This window comes from Paenibacillus sp. FSL R5-0341, from assembly GCF_037975235.1.
Classification (GTDB): domain Bacteria; phylum Bacillota; class Bacilli; order Paenibacillales; family Paenibacillaceae; genus Paenibacillus; species Paenibacillus amylolyticus_A.
Window position 1 is genome coordinate 3,019,797 of sequence record NZ_CP150241.1, and the last position, 15,616, is coordinate 3,035,412.

At 46.2% G+C, this 15,616-nt stretch carries 14 protein-coding genes; 13 read left to right on the plus strand and 1 reads right to left on the minus strand.

Annotation, left to right across the window (positions count from 1 at the left end; genetic code table 11):
• Positions 1-59 precede the first annotated feature (59 nt).
• From MKX75_RS13560 to MKX75_RS13585, 6 genes are all read left to right on the plus strand, one after another.
• Positions 60-1,526 carry a methyl-accepting chemotaxis protein gene (locus tag MKX75_RS13560; RefSeq protein WP_339169988.1) on the plus strand — a complete coding sequence of 489 codons (1,467 nt, stop codon included), beginning with the start codon at positions 60-62 and terminating at the stop codon, positions 1,524-1,526.
• A gap of 5 nt (positions 1,527-1,531) precedes the next feature.
• Positions 1,532-2,416, plus strand: a complete 885-nt coding sequence (locus MKX75_RS13565) for an alpha/beta hydrolase (RefSeq protein ID WP_339169990.1) — start codon at positions 1,532-1,534, stop codon at positions 2,414-2,416.
• Between the two features lie 232 nt (positions 2,417-2,648).
• Positions 2,649-3,806: a type III polyketide synthase gene (locus MKX75_RS13570; protein WP_339169991.1), complete on the plus strand. Its 1,158-nt coding sequence runs from the start codon at positions 2,649-2,651 to the stop codon at positions 3,804-3,806.
• Positions 3,793-4,512, plus strand: a complete 720-nt coding sequence (locus MKX75_RS13575) for an SAM-dependent methyltransferase (protein ID WP_076331052.1) — start codon at positions 3,793-3,795, stop codon at positions 4,510-4,512. Before MKX75_RS13570 ends, MKX75_RS13575 begins: the two co-directional genes overlap by 14 nt.
• Positions 4,513-4,518: 6 nt before the next feature.
• The gene (locus MKX75_RS13580; RefSeq protein WP_339169994.1) at positions 4,519-5,667 is read left to right on the plus strand and encodes an NAD(P)/FAD-dependent oxidoreductase; all 1,149 of its coding nucleotides are present in this window, start codon (positions 4,519-4,521) and stop codon (positions 5,665-5,667) included.
• A gap of 130 nt (positions 5,668-5,797) precedes the next feature.
• A complete protein-coding gene (locus MKX75_RS13585) occupies positions 5,798-6,988 on the plus strand; it encodes a PLP-dependent aminotransferase family protein (protein ID WP_339169995.1) in 1,191 nt (396 codons plus the stop codon).
• Positions 6,989-7,055: 67 nt separating this feature from the next.
• Here the strand turns inward: MKX75_RS13585 and MKX75_RS13590 are convergent, their stop codons facing one another.
• A complete protein-coding gene (locus tag MKX75_RS13590; protein WP_339169996.1) occupies positions 7,056-7,481 on the minus strand; it encodes a MaoC family dehydratase in 426 nt (141 codons plus the stop codon).
• 156 nt (positions 7,482-7,637) lie between these two features.
• Between MKX75_RS13590 and MKX75_RS13595 the strand changes: the two genes are divergently transcribed.
• The 7 genes from MKX75_RS13595 to MKX75_RS13625 all read left to right on the plus strand — a co-directional run bounded on the left by MKX75_RS13595 (position 7,638) and on the right by MKX75_RS13625 (position 15,604).
• Positions 7,638-8,633 (plus strand): LacI family DNA-binding transcriptional regulator, encoded by a 996-nt coding sequence (locus MKX75_RS13595; protein ID WP_062834299.1) that lies wholly within the window; start codon positions 7,638-7,640, stop codon positions 8,631-8,633.
• Between the two features lie 118 nt (positions 8,634-8,751).
• A complete protein-coding gene (locus MKX75_RS13600; protein ID WP_339169998.1) occupies positions 8,752-9,633 on the plus strand; it encodes an AraC family transcriptional regulator in 882 nt (293 codons plus the stop codon).
• A gap of 85 nt (positions 9,634-9,718) precedes the next feature.
• Positions 9,719-10,984 carry an extracellular solute-binding protein gene (locus MKX75_RS13605; protein ID WP_339170000.1) on the plus strand — a complete coding sequence of 422 codons (1,266 nt, stop codon included), beginning with the start codon at positions 9,719-9,721 and terminating at the stop codon, positions 10,982-10,984.
• Between the two features lie 97 nt (positions 10,985-11,081).
• Positions 11,082-11,972 (plus strand): sugar ABC transporter permease, encoded by an 891-nt coding sequence (locus tag MKX75_RS13610; RefSeq protein WP_339170001.1) that lies wholly within the window; start codon positions 11,082-11,084, stop codon positions 11,970-11,972.
• Positions 11,973-11,986: 14 nt separating this feature from the next.
• Positions 11,987-12,868: a carbohydrate ABC transporter permease gene (locus tag MKX75_RS13615; protein WP_339170002.1), complete on the plus strand. Its 882-nt coding sequence runs from the start codon at positions 11,987-11,989 to the stop codon at positions 12,866-12,868.
• A gap of 159 nt (positions 12,869-13,027) precedes the next feature.
• Positions 13,028-14,437, plus strand: a complete 1,410-nt coding sequence (locus MKX75_RS13620; protein WP_076331056.1) for a spore germination protein — start codon at positions 13,028-13,030, stop codon at positions 14,435-14,437.
• 48 nt (positions 14,438-14,485) lie between these two features.
• Positions 14,486-15,604 carry an endospore germination permease gene (locus MKX75_RS13625; protein WP_186333600.1) on the plus strand — a complete coding sequence of 373 codons (1,119 nt, stop codon included), beginning with the start codon at positions 14,486-14,488 and terminating at the stop codon, positions 15,602-15,604.
• The last annotated feature ends 12 nt before the right edge of the window (positions 15,605-15,616 follow it).

The window sequence follows — 15,616 nt, forward strand, 5'->3', positions numbered from 1 at the left end:
TTTTGATCATGACCAAAATCATCGCAGAGCAGTTCACAAGTCGTTGAGGGGGAATTACCATGCAAGTTATGGACAACAGCTTTTTTAGAAACAACACCGCCAAAGTAAATAAAATCATTGCCACGATTCTATGGCTGACACTGGTCGCATTCTGCTTTTTCATAAGTAGTAAGCAGGTTGAACTTGCAGTCGTATTCTCGCTGTTCGTTGAGCTTTCCATTGCAACATTTTTGATGTATCGTAAGAAAAAACCGGTCATGACCATGGTTGTGCTAATGATTGCGATTCTGACTGCAACCACGCAATATATCCAATCTCCCGGAGCAGGCATGCTCATCGTGGTTGTGCTCTGTGTCATCTCACTCTATCTGAACAGGGTTCTGTTGTATGGATTCGGAGCCATGTATAACATTGCTTATATTGTGATTTATTACGCGGACCATCAGCAATACGATACGAACTTTTTCATGACCATTGGGTTCATTGAACTGACCATTGTTGCTCTGTATTTTGTATGTAAACGAGGAAGAGACTTGATTCAGGTCGCCCTCGACAAAGAAGCAGAAGCTAGAGATCTTGTGAAGGCACTCGATAATATGGTGAAGGTGATTCGAGAGAACACATCTACGTTAAATACCGATATTGCCAGTTGTAATGATGATATCCGTAATCTGAAGCAGATGAGCGACACCGTAACATCGAACATTCAGGAAGTGACGGAAGGCATTCGCGATCAATCGGGCAGCATTACACATATCAGCGAGATGATGAACACGGCAGATGCGCAGATGGTGGAGATCAATCAGATGTCACATCGCCTTGCCCAAATCTCTTCCGATAACGGACAAGTTGTTCGTCAGAGCTCGGATCGAATTGTGCAAATGGGCAATCAGATGAACATGATTAACGGAGCGGTAACCGATTCGATGACGACAGTCAAGGAATTGAACCAAAGCATGGATGATGTGAATACCTTCCTGTCGGCCATTAACCAGATCGCGGATCAGACCCATCTTCTGGCATTGAATGCCAATATCGAAGCATCAAGAGCAGGAGAAGCTGGAGCTGGCTTTGCCGTCGTAGCCCATGAAGTCAAGAAGCTTGCACAGGAAAGCTCCGATACGGTCAAGCAAATTAATGAGATCATTCATAATATCAAAAGAAAGACACAGCTCGTGGTGGAGAAGGCCACCATCGGCAATGCTGCTGTAAAAGAAGGAGAAGCGATCACCGGACAAGTACTTGAGAGCTTTGACCACATCAGGTCCACATTCGAGCATGTTGATCAATACATAGCTAAGGAATTAGACATGACGGATCAGATGAGCCTGATCTTTACACAAGTACGAACGCAAGTGGATCATATTTCCGATATTTCGCAAGAACATGCCGTCGCAACAGAAGGTGTACTGGCAACGACACAAGAGCAGGAAAATAACATCGATGTTATCTACGAATTCATTGGCAGAATTAATCATTCAAGTCTGCAGTTGCAGGAACTCATTGGTAATCATAATAAGGAGTGATAACGATGGATCAACAACAACAAATGGCAATGGTACAACGTATGCGTCAAAATGTCGTCGGCACAGGTGCAGCTCTTCAACCCAGTTCCGCGTATGCTGTCACCGTGGAAGAAGTCATGATTCCTACGAGAAAAGGCGATACGCGTGTACTGGTGTACCAACCAGATAGGGATCATTCGGCTCCTCTGCCAGTCTTCTTCAATATGCATGGGGGTGGCTTCATCTTCGGACAAGCAGAGATGGATGATCCATGGTGTCGTCTGATCGCTGATCGTGCTAAATGTGTAGTTATCAATATCGATTACAGTCTTGCACCAGAGCATAAGTTCCCAACAGCGGTACACGAATGTTACGACGTTGTACAGTGGGTCCACGCCAATCCCGAATCCTTATCGGTTAACCCGTCGCTATTCGCCATTGGGGGGCATAGTGCTGGTGGTAATCTTGCTGCAGCAGTATGTTTATTGAATCAGCAACGTGGAAGCGAGCTGCCAATTATTCTTCAGGTTATGGATTATGCCGTGTTGGATGTGGCAACAGATCCGGCCGATAAACCTAGTTTTGAAGAAGCCATTCCAGCCGATATTGCCAGAACGTTCAACGCGATGTACCTTGTTACGCCAGAAGATGCACATGACCCGTTAGCTTCTCCAGTGCTTGCAACATCATTAGAGGGTCTTCCGGAAGCCTTGATCATTACCGCGGAGAAAGATTCACTAGCTCAAGAAGCAAGAACATATGCAGCAAGGCTCGAAGCAAGCGGTGTGAAGGTGACTCATAGGGAGTATGAGGGAGCCGCTCATGGATTTACGCATTTTGGCGATCTCCAGATGGCTGAGGATGCCTGGTGTCGGATGAGTGATAAGATTAGAGAGACATTTTCCAAATAACGTAACGTTCATCAGAATGATGTTAGAAGGAATCTGGTTACCTTGAAGTCGCCTAATGGCGGCTTTTTTGGTTTATTTGTGTAGTTGTATCAAGCACTTGTTGAAACCAAGCTTCTGAGCTTGTGGGTGTGATAATAAACTAGATTAGGAGCGTTCTTGAGATTATAACGATATCGTTAAGGGTAAGAGTTGTTAATTAGAGGAAATAATGACCAATACCAGGAGGTTAATTATGAACCAATATAACAGTCCATCCGATATCGCGATTCTTGGCATGGGAACGGCTCTACCTGCTCACGCCGTAGCGCAGTCAGACATTGCAGAGCTGATCGCTTCTTCTCTTCAGAATCGGCCGGATTTGGCCCGTTTTGCCAGGCGAATATTCAAGTCCTGTGGTGTTGAAACACGATATACCGTGGAACCGAGCTATCTGGGTTCACTGGAAGAATGCCGTTATCTGCCCTCTGGTGATGTATCAGACATCCCGACAACCGAAGAACGAATGAATACATACAAGCGAGAGGCGCTTCCGCTCGGGATCGAGGCGGCAGAGAGAGCACTGAAGGATTCAGGCGTGTCTCCAAAGAGCATCACGCATATCATCACGGTCAGCTGCACGGGTCAATACTTGCCGGGTCTGGATGTTATGCTCATCCGTCACTTGGGTTTGTCTGCCCGAGTTAATCGACTGCCACTGATCTTTCAAGGGTGTGCCGCAGGGTTGAAAGCCATTCAGATGGCACGAGATGTCGTGCAGGGTGCTCCGGGGTCACAGGTTCTTGTTGTCTGTGTAGAGTTGTGCACACTTCATTTTCAGCCGGTGCAAGATCGGGAAGCGCTGTTTGCAGCTTCATTCTTCGGAGATGCTGCTTCTTCTTGTGTGGTGGGTAACCCAGAACCTCAGCATAAGAATGTTCTGAGTCTGGGAACGGGTTACTCTGTGCTTCTTCCGGATTCAACTGAAGATATGACATGGGAGGTCGGGAACCTGGGATATGATCTGTATCTATCACCTCGTATTCCGAAGCTGCTGGGTTTTCATCTGGAAGAGGAGCTGCGTCTGCTACTTCAAAGTGAACAGCTTCCTGAACTGTGGGCTATCCATCCGGGAGGTCGCGGAATAGTGGACTCTGTGCAGAATGTCATGAAGCTGCGAGACGAGCAAACGAAATACAGCAGGGATGTCCTCAGAACGTTTGGTAACTTATCCTCCAACACCATTTTGTTTGTACTGAATGCGATGCGTGAGGACATGAAGGCACAGGAGCAACCAGCAACAGAAGGTGTAGCCATGGCATTTGGACCGGGACTCACCGCAGAGCTGATGAAATTCACTTATGTACCGTCATTATCTTCCGTGATGGAGGAGCACGATCATGTCCTTCTTTAGAACATTGTCCATTCGGGCCAAGGAAGACGAACTCATGGATGACTTCTCGCTGGGCGGCGAGGAGCTGCGTGAAGCACTCCGACATCTGAGACGGCTTAACAAAATATTTGCAGCACCTGGCCCAACTCTGGCTGGTGTGGAGAAGTTATGGAACTCTGTCGGAAGGCCGGATAAGCTGACTCTTCTGGATGTGGGGGCAGGTTCAGGAGATGTGAACCAGAAACTACTGCAATGGGCGGATCGTCAGGGCATTCAATTGGAGATTACACTGGTTGATCTGACGGAAGAGGCGTGTGAGGAAGCGAGACAACTATTCCGTGATGAACCCCGAGTTCGGGTACAGCGTGCCGATCTTACACAACTGCCTGATGCTTCCGCAGATATCGTGACAGGCTCCCAGTTTGTGCATCATTTTGACGGAGATCAGCTGGTTGATATGGTTTCTCATATGTTGAGAGCATCCAGGCACGGTGTCGTCATTAATGATATTCACCGCCACACTGTATCCTATAAGGCGGTCTGGATTACAACACGTATGATCTCGCGCAATCGTTACATCCGTCATGATGGCCCGCTTTCCGTTGCCAAAGGCTTTACAGGGAGGGATTGGCGGGAACTTAAACAACGGCTAAATCATGACACGATGACCTATGAATGGAAGCCTTTATTCCGTTACTCTGTTGTTATTCCCACGAAAGGCAGGTGATCTTACGTGTCGAAATCGATAGATGTCATCGTTATCGGAGCGGGAATTGCTGGCAGTACGTGTGCAATGCAACTGGCGGAGAGAGGGCATCGGACCCTTTTGCTGGATCGCCAGGAGTTCCCGCGTCACAAAACCTGTGGTGAGTTCATGTCACCAGAAACCAGGGAGATGCTGGAGGTTTTGGACATTCACCTTCTGGACCAAGCGAAGAAACCCAGCACCATGGATCATGCCAAAATCGTTATGCAGCAAGGCGGAGTGATTGAAGCACCGCTACCAGGACTCGCTTATGGCATAAGCCGATATGAGCTGGATCAGATTTTGCATCAGAAAGCTCTATCGGCCGGAGCCCAGATTGTGACCAAAGCGACCATAACGAGCATTGAGCAGCTTGAGGATGCCAGTTATGAGGTTCAGGTGAAGCAGGGAGACGAGCGGATCAGCTACAGAGCCAAAGCCGTTATCGGAGCACATGGCAGCAAAAAGCTTCGCGGGATGGCTTCCGCACCTGATCTGCGGGACCAAACCGTATATGTTGGCGTTAAATCCCACTTCAGCGGTATTGAGATTCCCGCACGGGTCGAGTTATATTTTTGCGATGGTGGTTATGTGGGGATTTCCCCGATTGAGGATGGTATTGTAAATGTTGCCGCATTATTGACTTTGGAAACCGTGCAGGGAACTGGCAAGTCCGTTATCGATTTTTTGCAGGCTGCATCCCAGACGAATGTAAGCTTGGCAGCTCGTTTAGCCGAGGGGAAGCCTGTAGACGGAACGCAGGTGTCGATTGCGCCGCTGCATCTGTCCAACGTTCCTGAACCGTGGTCCAAATATCCGCATATTGGGGATGCCATGCTGATGATACCACCCCTATGTGGAGACGGGATGTCGATTGCTCTTCGTTCCTCACTCCTGTGTGCAAAGTGGACTGACAAGTACCTGCAAGGCGACATTGAGCATGCGGATTGGCAGAGTAATTACACGCTGGAAGCGAGCCGTGAATTTACCCAATTGCTCAGACGCGCAAGAAGAATTCAGAAGCTGGCTTTTGCCAAAACCAATAAATTCTATCCGGGTTTGGCTCGAATGATCCCCGGTTTAGCCGCTTATGTCGTAAAGGCCACACGGTTATCCGAGATGAATGCAGTGCAATGAACAAGTGATACTTGCGAAATAGACGTGTTGAAGAGGTTGCTGACGGCGGCCTCTTTTTTTGGTGTATAATAGAATCTAATGTTACGATAGAGAACTAAGTCAGATGAAATGTCGGGAGGCACTATTTAACATGAACTATTCATTTTCCAATCGTATCGCAGCACTGCAACCATCTATTATTCGTGAGATTCTGAAGGCTTCTTCGGGTCAAAATGTGATTCCATTCTCTGCGGGAAACCCCGCTCCGGAAACCTTTCCTATTGAGGCGATTCGTACGTTTACTCAATCCATTCTGGAACAGGACCCGGTCACGGCTTTGCAATATGGAATTACGGAAGGATATGTTCCCCTCAGGGAAGCATTGACTCAACATTTGAAGACGGGTTTTGATACGGGTAAGCCATCCGATCAATTGTTCATCGTATCTGGAGCACAGCAGGGGATTGAACTTGCCTGTAAAGTGTTCTGTAATGAAGGGGATACCATCATCTGTGAGAGTCCGAGCTTTATTGGTTCTCTGAACTCCTTCCGCGCATCCGGTGCGAAGCTTGCCGGTGTTCCGATGGAGATGGACGGTATGGATATCGAGAAGCTGGAACAGGCGCTGCAAACCGAGCCCAATGTGAAACTGATCTACGTGATCCCGAGTTTTCAGAATCCTACCGGTGTAACGACGAGCTTGGAGAAACGGAAGGCCATTTACGAGCTGGCTAAGAAGTATGGCGTTATGATTTTGGAAGATAACCCGTACGGAGAACTTCGATTCAATGGAGATGACGTGCCAACGATCAAATCTATGGATGATGAGGGTCTGGTCATCTATGTTGGATCATTCTCCAAAATTCTGTCGGCGGGACTGCGCGTCGGTTTTGTACAAGCGCCACATGAAGTCGTGGAGAAGATGGTTGTCGCGAAACAGGGAGAAGACGTACATACGGCCATGCTTCCACAGATTTTGGCATACAAGTTCATGACAGAGTATGACTACGCGGGGCATATCAACAGCATTCGTGAGGTATATCGGAGAAAAGCAACATTGATGATGGACAAGCTGCAAGAGCATATGGGTGAGTCCATTACCTATACCCAACCGGATGGTGGACTGTTCCTCTGGTGTGATCTGCCAGCACATGTGCCAATGCTTGATTATGCCAAGACTGCGGCAGCCCAAGGGGTTGCGGTTGTGCCGGGAAATGCATTCCTGGTGAACGAGCAAGACCCTTGTAATGCCATCAGACTTAATTTCTCCACGCCATCAGACGGACAGATTGTGAAGGGTGTTGAAATCTTGGGGCAGGTCTTGAAAGGCTATAACGCTTAAAATTGCTTCAATGTAATATATCTACGAAAAGCCGCCAATTGGCGGCTTTTTCTGGCTTTATCGCTCCTTAGTTATCAATCAACGCACTTAATTCTGCCTGAAATACCTTTTGATTCTTCTGATTGAATGTACTCAGCAGCACGGTAACAATCCCATTACCTTTACGTCTGGGAAGCAGGTCAATGACTTCTGCAATGACATGTAATTCATCATCCGGGAAGACGGGCTTCAAGAATTGAATGTTGTTCATTCCGGTTCCTGCCACAACATGCTCTCCATAGACTCCGACCTCAATCCATAACTTAAAGGAGATATTCATCGTTTGCATGCCAGAAGCAATCAAACTGCCGAAGCGGCCTTCTGTGGCCTTTTCTTCATCCAAATGCATGTACTGTGGATCATAGATTTTGGCAAACTCAATAATATCGCTCTTGGATAATGCCAAGGATTTTGTTTCGTAGCGCTGACCTATTACATATTCGCTGAATTTCATGAGGGTACCTCGGTTTCTTTAATGTGTTTTTTTCGCAGTCACGCCCTGGAAAGAGACATGATCGGACTGACGTGTTAGAATGCTAATGAACCATCTGGTGTGTATTGCAGTCATATTGAAATAAATAGATGAAACGGTCTTTGAGGAGTATATATCATGATAACGATTAAAGATGTCGCCAAGATGGCTGGTGTAGCCAGTTCAACCGTATCTTGCGTACTCAACGATAAAGGTAATGTAAGTGAATCAACAAGGCAGAGAGTGCTCGCAGCAGCAAACCAACTCAACTACGTGAAGAACGGCCCTGCATCTGAAATGAAGCGTCAGAGTACACAAACGATTGGTGTGATTGTGCATGACATGTCCAGTCCGTATTTCTCGGATTTGGTGAATGGAATACAGTCCATCGCGATGAGCCATGGATACGATATGATCGTGTGCAGCTCACTGGGTGGAGAGAAGTCGACAGCCCATCGTTACATTCGTGAAAGAAGAATCGACGGAGCTATTGTCATTGCTCAAAATATTGAAGATCAGTTGCTCATGGAGGCATCTGAAGCAGGATTTCCGATTGTTGTCATGGATCGGGATCTGGATGCTCCACATATTGTAAAGGTTTTAATGAGTGATACGCAAGGTGGGTATCTGGCTACCCGTTATCTGATCGACAAAGGACATCGGACGATTGCCTATATTAGTGGCCCAGCCCATTCGGAATGTAACCTGCAGCGTTATCAAGGTTATCTCAATGCCATGGCAGAAGCAGGCATTGAAGAGAACCCGGCATGGAAAATCGCTGGACAATACTTGAAGCAAGATGGCTACCATGCAGCGAAGAAACTGCTCGAAGGAGAATTGCCATCCGCAGTATTTTTTGCAAATGATGAAATGGCCTTTGGCGGTTTGGAAGCCTTCAGAGAGCATGGGATTGCAGTACCTGAACAGGTATCCGTAATTGGTTTTGACAATATCCCGGCATCTCAGTATGTGCACCCACCTCTGACTACATTTAGGCAACCGAAGACGGATGCTGCTCAGCTTGCCGGTCATGTTCTCTTTCAACTGTTAAAAGGAGAGTCTGTAGAGAATTTATATACACTGGATATCCAATGCGTGGAACGTGATTCCGTTCGGCTCCTCAACCTGAGTTGAGGAGTTTTTTTTTCGTTCAATAGAATTTTAAATATCCAAAAAGAAAGGAGTGTGGCGATTTATGCATAATAATAAAGACGAGAGATTCTTGCATAGGAAATAAATGGAGGGTGATTAGATGGGCGTACCCACGTTTCTGGAGACAGGCCATATGGAAGAAGGTTTTCCCATTCGGGTGATTCATACAGGTGATCAGTTTAATTTTGCTGCACACTGGCATGATGAGGTCGAATTGGTTGTCGTCAATGGAAAGAGCGCACGAATTGGCGTGAATGACCATATTCGTGAGCTGGGACAAGGTGATGTGCTGCTGATCAAACCAGGTGATGTACACTGCTTTTTGCCGGGGACTGAGCACCTAACCATAATCTTGTTCCGGCTGGAATTGTTAACAGGAAGCTTCACGACTGAAGCCGAGATACAGGATCTGGGCGAACTCTTCAATAAAACAACCGTTATTCCGTCGAATGCAGGAAGTCGTAACAATCTGGTTCAGTATATAGATGCCATCATTGCCGAGAAAAAAAATCGAAAGCCCGGATATCGATGGTTAATGGTTTCGCGGTTGTATGATCTCATGGTTCTATTGTTACGTACAAAGCCCCCGGTGACGGATCAACTCACGTCCGTAGGATGGCCCTGTACTTCATCCAAAAAATTCGAATTCCTTGAATCGGTCTGTGAATATCTGGAGGATCATTATGCTGAACCGATCAAGCTGGAACAGGTGGCGGAACATATTAAATTCAGCAAGTTCCATGTCTGCAAATTATTCAAAGAGATCAAAGGAGTGACATTGATGGAATACTTGAATCATTTTCGAATTATCAAATCCGAGTGGGCGTTATTGTTCCGTCAGGATTCCATTTTGGATATAGCCATCGGCCATGGGTTCAACAATGTGAACTCCTATAATCGTCTTTTTAAAAAATATAATGACTGTACACCCTCCGAATTTCGCAAGAAACACCGTACGAATATCACAAAATATGAAGGGTAATGCACAATATTTGTGGAGAAAGCCCTCTCCGAAATCAATATACTCTAATAAAATGTAAGCGTTTCCTTTTAGAAGGAGGGGGCCTATGAAGAAGTGGTTTAAGCCAACTATTGTATTCGTATGTGTACTCATGTTGTTAGCTGGATGTCAGCTCAGTCCGTCCAATCAAACCAAGCAGCAGGAAATAACGGTGTGGAGTTTTACGGATGAAGCTGGGTATGCCATTGAGAAATTCGAGCAGAAATATCCGAACATCAAAGTGAATTTTGTCAATATTCCCGGCAACTTCTATATTACCAAGCTTAAATCTGCGCTCCAGACGACCTCCAAAGCTCCAGATGTATTTATGATTGAAAATGCCAACATTCGAGAACTGATTGACGTTCCATATCTGGAGAATTTATCGGCTTCGCCTTATAACGCCAATGAGCTTATTCAAGAACAATATGCTTTTGTGCAGGCCAATGAAAAGGACAGTGAGGGAAATGTCAGAGCGATCGGTTATCAGGGAACACCTGGGGGAATCTATTATCGCCGGGATTTGGCGAAGCAATATCTGGGTACCGATGATCCTGAGAAGGTGGGTTCACAGATTGATACTTGGGAGAAGATCTTCGAGATTGGAGAGAAGGTGCAGCAGCTTAGCGGGAATAAAGTACATGCATTGGCGAACTGGAATGCCATATCGAACTCATATGACGGTATACCCTGGGTGAAGGACGGCAAGCTCGTCATCGATCCAACCTATATGGAGGTGCTGGATCTGGTACGTGAAGCGCGTGAGCGGCATGTTCTTGCAGAGTATGAAGATGGAAGTGCCGGTTACGCTGCATCCATGCAAAAAGGAGAGGTCATGTTCTATCCTGGGGCAACCTGGGGCTTGCAATATACGTTTAAGGCGAATGCTCCGGATACCGAAGGCATGTGGGGCCTAGCCCCGGGACCGTCGGCCTTTAGCGCGGGTGGGACCTATATATCGATGTACAGTAAAAGCGACAAAAAGGATCTGGCATGGAAGTTTATTGAGTTCTATAATTTTGACCACGACTTTCTGTCCGAGTTAGCGAAAGAGCAGGATTATTTTACGAGCAATATGGTTGTGAATGATAAACTTGCGCCTTCACTCTCATCGTCCTATCTGGGGGGACAGAAGCATTTCGAGTTTTTCTCGGAGGCTGCCAAGCGGGTTCCTGTGTATGAGCGCACCAAATATGATGCCATTATTAACAATGATATCTACAAAAATGTACTTCAGTTGTATCTCAATCAGGACATTCAGAACAAAGATGAAGTAGTGAAGCGAATCAAACGTGATGTCGCCTTGAGATTTCCGGAGCTGGAAGTGGATTAGCTGAGGACGTGTCTCAAAACTCTTTCGGAGTTTTCAGATACGCCCTAGAAGTAAGCGAATGGTTGTACACATCCGATGATAACTGGGGGGACAGAATATGTTTGCCAAAACGATTCGAAAGGACCATTACGGCTACTACTTCATTGCTCCGTTCTTTATTATTTTCACCATTTTTGGCCTCTATCCCATATTGTATTCGCTCTATATCAGTTTCACTAACTTTGATGGAATCACGACACCTGACTTTGTAGGGATTGGTAACTATGTGGCCGTACTACAAGATCCGCTGTTCTACAAAACCTTGTTCAATACGTTATTCATCTGGGGGGTCTCCGTGGTTCCGCAGCTGACGATCTCACTTGTGTTAGCTTTTATTCTGAACGATAAACTGCTCAAAGGGCGGGATTTTTTCAGAGCCGTGTACTTTTTCCCCAATATCGTTACGGCCGCATCACTCGGGTTGCTTGTCAGTCTGATCTTTGACTGGCAGTCCGGGGGACTGAATCATTTTTTGATGCAGATCGGGATTATTCAAGATCCAATTAATTGGAAAAATGACCCATGGTTTATGCGGCTAATTGTGTCATCTATCTTGTTTTTTCAATATTTCGGTTATTCCATGGTCATCTACCTTGCAGGACTTCAGGGTATTGATCCGTCGTTGCTGGAAGCTGCCCAGATGGATGGCGCGAAAAAGAAGCATATTTTCATCGATATTATCGTACCGATGCTGCGCCCAATTATTCTGTTTCAGATGATTACATCCATTATTGGTGGCATCCAGATTTTCGATCAGCCATTTACACTAACCAATGGCAATGGCGGTCCTGACCGAGCAGCCATGACGAGCATTATGTATCTCTATAATGTAGCATTTCAGAGCACTCGTTTTGGTTACGGGGCTGCAATAGCATTTTGTCTATTTATTATCATCATATTATTGTCCGTTGCATCCTTCATCATGACCAAGCGGAAGAGCCGTTCATAGGGAGGGGAGTTCTTATGCAAACTGCAAAATCAATTGAACAACCAAATGCGGCGATTCAACATTATGCCAACACAAGGCGTCTGACGGCAGGCAAGATCGTCATCTATCTATTGCTGATAGGTCTTGCCGTGCTCTGCATTATTCCGTTTTATCTGATGCTCATCTATTCTACACATAACAATGCCACAATCGCTTCAACGTTCACCTTTCTCCCCGGATCATTTTTGGTCGATAACTATATGAATATGGTATCCAAAATCAACATTTGGCGCGGGTTTGCCAACAGCATATTCATTGCTGGAACATCGACCGTGTTATCTCTGTATATAGGTGCTCTGACCGCATATGGCTTTGCCAAATTTAAATTCAAAGGTCGGAACGGGTTGTTTCTGTTTCTGTTAGCGACCATGATGGTGCCGGGTCAACTGGCCCTCATTGGCGTGTATCGACTATTCAGCATGCTGGGACTTTTGGACAGCTATGCTGCAATTATTTTGCCTGCTGCGGCTAACGCATTTAACGTATTTTTCATCAAACAGTTTATGGAGAGCAGCATCCCGGATGAGATTATTGAATCCGCACGGGTGGACAGCGCGGGTGAATTCCGGACGTTCAATCAGATTGTACTGCCCATTCTGGGACCGGCGATCTCGGCCCTTGGGATATTCACGTTTATCGGTTCATGGAACAATTTCCTTACACCGCTCGTCCTGTTTTTCTCTCTGGATAAATACCCGCTACCCGTACTGGTTGCGCTAGTGCAAGGGTACTATGGGATGGATTATGGACTCTTGTATTTGGGTGTAGCGATCTCAATCTTGCCTATTATTGTTGTATTCTCTGTATTTTCCAAACAGATTATTGGAAGTGTTGCCTTGGGTGCGGTGAAAGGATAGTAATTTATCGAGATTTTAATAGCATTTGGTATCATAAGGGTCGTCCATATGGACGGCTCTTTGCTGTTCTTTATTTTGCGTATATATCCCATCTTATAAGTAAAGGATACCTTTAACTGAGAATATCTGGACGGAGCATGAACGGGAAGGAGAGGTGTCATGGACACATCAGCGATAACACAACAGGACCTGCCGTTAACCGGATACCTAGCTGTTGATCAAGAAATGTTGCGCTCCGTTTTTGCCGGTTGCTCGGATATTGTATTTCATACGTTCCAAACGGCGTGTCTTACTTCAGCCTTATGCGTATATTGTGTTGGTTTGTGTGATACGGAGCGGCTTGAACGACAGGTATTGACACCTCTTCAGGAAATGGGGATCGAAGCTGCGCAAGTCCCATTGGCATCTGTTAAACATGTTGAAACAACCACTCAGGCGGTACAGGCCATATTAGAGGGAGAAGCTCTGTTACTGCTGGACGGTTCAAAAGTTGGAACAGCGTACCCTCTATACCAAGCTGCAAATCGTTCAACAGAGGAACCGTTAGCTGAATCGACTGTGCGCGGGGCACGGGATGGATTTACAGAATCGTTGACGATGAATATGTCACTACTGCGCAAACGTATCAAAACACCTGCATTAAAAATTCATACACGTAACATGGGAGATCGCACGAACACGAGTGTCTCACTTATCTATATGGAAGGCATTATTGATCCTAAACTGGTGAAGGAAGTAGAGGTACGACTTGACGATTTGAAGCTTCGAGACGTACTGGAGAGTCAGTACATTGAAGAAGGTATTGTGGATCAGCGATATTCACCATTTCCACAGATGATAGCGACGGAACGTCCGGATGTCGTTGCTTCCAACTTGCTGGAAGGTCGGTTTGCTATTCTCGTTGATGGAACGCCGTTCACCCTTATTGCGCCAGTGACCATCTTTTCCATGTTACAATCCCCCGAAGATTATTATCAAAATGTATTCATGAGTGTTTTTGTACGCTGGCTGCGATACATTTTTTATGTGTTATCCATGCTGCTTCCATCGGCTTATGTAGCAATTACTACGTTTCATCAGGAGATGATTCCTACTGTATTGCTTCTCAGTATTGCCCGGGCGAGAGAAGAAATTCCTTTCCCGGCACTGGTGGAAGCGCTCATTATGGAAATTGCCTTTGAAGCACTGCGTGAGGCTGGTGTCCGATTGCCGAAGCAGGTCGGATCAGCCGTCAGTATCGTGGGAGCCTTAATTATCGGGCAGGCGGCGACTAGTGCAGGAATTGTGTCAGCCCCCATGATTATCATTGTCGCGATTACCGGAATCGCTTCTTTCATGATCCCCCGTTATGCTGCCAGCATCGCGACCCGACTACTGCGTTTTCCCATGATGATTCTGGCAGGAACGCTGGGACTTACGGGTGTCATGCTGGGCGTCATCTTGGTTGTCATTCATCTGAGCAGCCTTCGTTCATTCGGAACACCTTATCTGTCACCGGTAGCGCCCACGATGGCTAAGGAACTCAAGGATGTGTGGTGGCGTCCATCTCCAAGGAACAAACCGCACTAGACCAATATGCACCAAGCAACCAATGCATCCAAGGGAGCGGGATCACACATGTTGACGGACAAAGGAAAAATATCGGAAACACAATTGGCATTCATGGTCTTTCCCGCCATTCTCGCGACGGCCATCTTATCAGTGCCTGGAATTACAATGCACTATGCAGGACATGACATGTGGATGACTCCAATTATAGGTTCTCTCGTTGGACTGGCTGCGATCGGTATCTCCATTGGTCTTGATCGTATGTACCCTGGAAAAACGCTTATTCAATCCAGTGTATCGATCGTTGGTCGGATTCCAGGCAAGTTGTTCGGCCTGATATACATTGCTTTCTTGCCCCACCTGACGGGCTTGATTATTCGGGAATACGGTGAGTTCATTGTCAATAATGCACTTCCAAGTACACCTTTGTTTGTTGTGATGGGTACGATGGTTGTTGTATGTGCGATTAATGTCAGGCTGGGGATCGAAGTTGTCGGACGAACATCTCAAGTATTTGTTACCCTGCTAATTGTGCTGCTGGCTTTGATCTTTATATTGTTGATCGGTGAACTGAATCCTGCCGAGCTGTTCCCTTTCATGGAGAAAGGACCCATTCCCATTATTACAGGAGCCGCTGCACCCGCTGCATGGTTTAGTGAATATATCGTGCTGGCTTTTCTGTTACCTTATGTGAATCAAAAAAAACGAACAACCCGGGTCATGCTGGGTTCCCTTGTACTGACGACAACTGCAATGACGGTTACCAATCTGTTTTGCCTGTTTTTAATTGGTGATTTGACGGATACATTCGTATTTCCGGTCATGATTGCAGCAAGATACATAACCATTGCGGACTTTCTGCAACATATCGAGTCCCTTATTATTGCAGTTTGGATTTTCGGTATTTTCGTTAAAATTTCCGTTTTTCTATATATCTTTGCTACATCCACAGCGGAATGGTTTGGGTTGAAGGACTACAAGCCCGTTGTTGTTCCGCTTTCGTTCCTGTGTATGGTATTTGCTTACTGGGTTGTGTCCGGCGGATCGGGCATTTCCAGTCTGGTTAGCGCTTCAGCCAACTTGTATACGATCAGCATTTTATTAATCCTTCCGGCTATGATCTACGGTGTTGCATGGCTGAAAAAGGGTTGGGCACATGTTAGAAAGAATCGAGCGAGTACTGATTGATGGGGGGAGGGG

What these genes read in the sequence shown, in the direction of transcription:
- MKX75_RS13560 (WP_339169988.1), top strand. Translation starts at nt 60, where the DNA reads ATGCAAGTTATGGACAACAGCTTTTTTAGAAACAACACCGCCAAAGTA.
- MKX75_RS13565 (WP_339169990.1), top strand. Translation starts at nt 1,532, where the DNA reads ATGGATCAACAACAACAAATGGCAATGGTACAACGTATGCGTCAAAAT.
- MKX75_RS13570 (WP_339169991.1), top strand. Translation starts at nt 2,649, where the DNA reads ATGAACCAATATAACAGTCCATCCGATATCGCGATTCTTGGCATGGGA.
- MKX75_RS13575 (WP_076331052.1), top strand. Translation starts at nt 3,793, where the DNA reads ATGTCCTTCTTTAGAACATTGTCCATTCGGGCCAAGGAAGACGAACTC.
- MKX75_RS13585 (WP_339169995.1), top strand. Translation starts at nt 5,798, where the DNA reads ATGAACTATTCATTTTCCAATCGTATCGCAGCACTGCAACCATCTATT.
- MKX75_RS13590 (WP_339169996.1), bottom strand. Translation starts at nt 7,481, where the DNA reads ATGAAATTCAGCGAATATGTAATAGGTCAGCGCTACGAAACAAAATCC.
- MKX75_RS13595 (WP_062834299.1), top strand. Translation starts at nt 7,638, where the DNA reads ATGATAACGATTAAAGATGTCGCCAAGATGGCTGGTGTAGCCAGTTCA.
- MKX75_RS13600 (WP_339169998.1), top strand. Translation starts at nt 8,752, where the DNA reads ATGGGCGTACCCACGTTTCTGGAGACAGGCCATATGGAAGAAGGTTTT.
- MKX75_RS13605 (WP_339170000.1), top strand. Translation starts at nt 9,719, where the DNA reads ATGAAGAAGTGGTTTAAGCCAACTATTGTATTCGTATGTGTACTCATG.
- MKX75_RS13610 (WP_339170001.1), top strand. Translation starts at nt 11,082, where the DNA reads ATGTTTGCCAAAACGATTCGAAAGGACCATTACGGCTACTACTTCATT.
- MKX75_RS13615 (WP_339170002.1), top strand. Translation starts at nt 11,987, where the DNA reads ATGCAAACTGCAAAATCAATTGAACAACCAAATGCGGCGATTCAACAT.
- MKX75_RS13620 (WP_076331056.1), top strand. Translation starts at nt 13,028, where the DNA reads ATGGACACATCAGCGATAACACAACAGGACCTGCCGTTAACCGGATAC.
- MKX75_RS13625 (WP_186333600.1), top strand. Translation starts at nt 14,486, where the DNA reads ATGTTGACGGACAAAGGAAAAATATCGGAAACACAATTGGCATTCATG.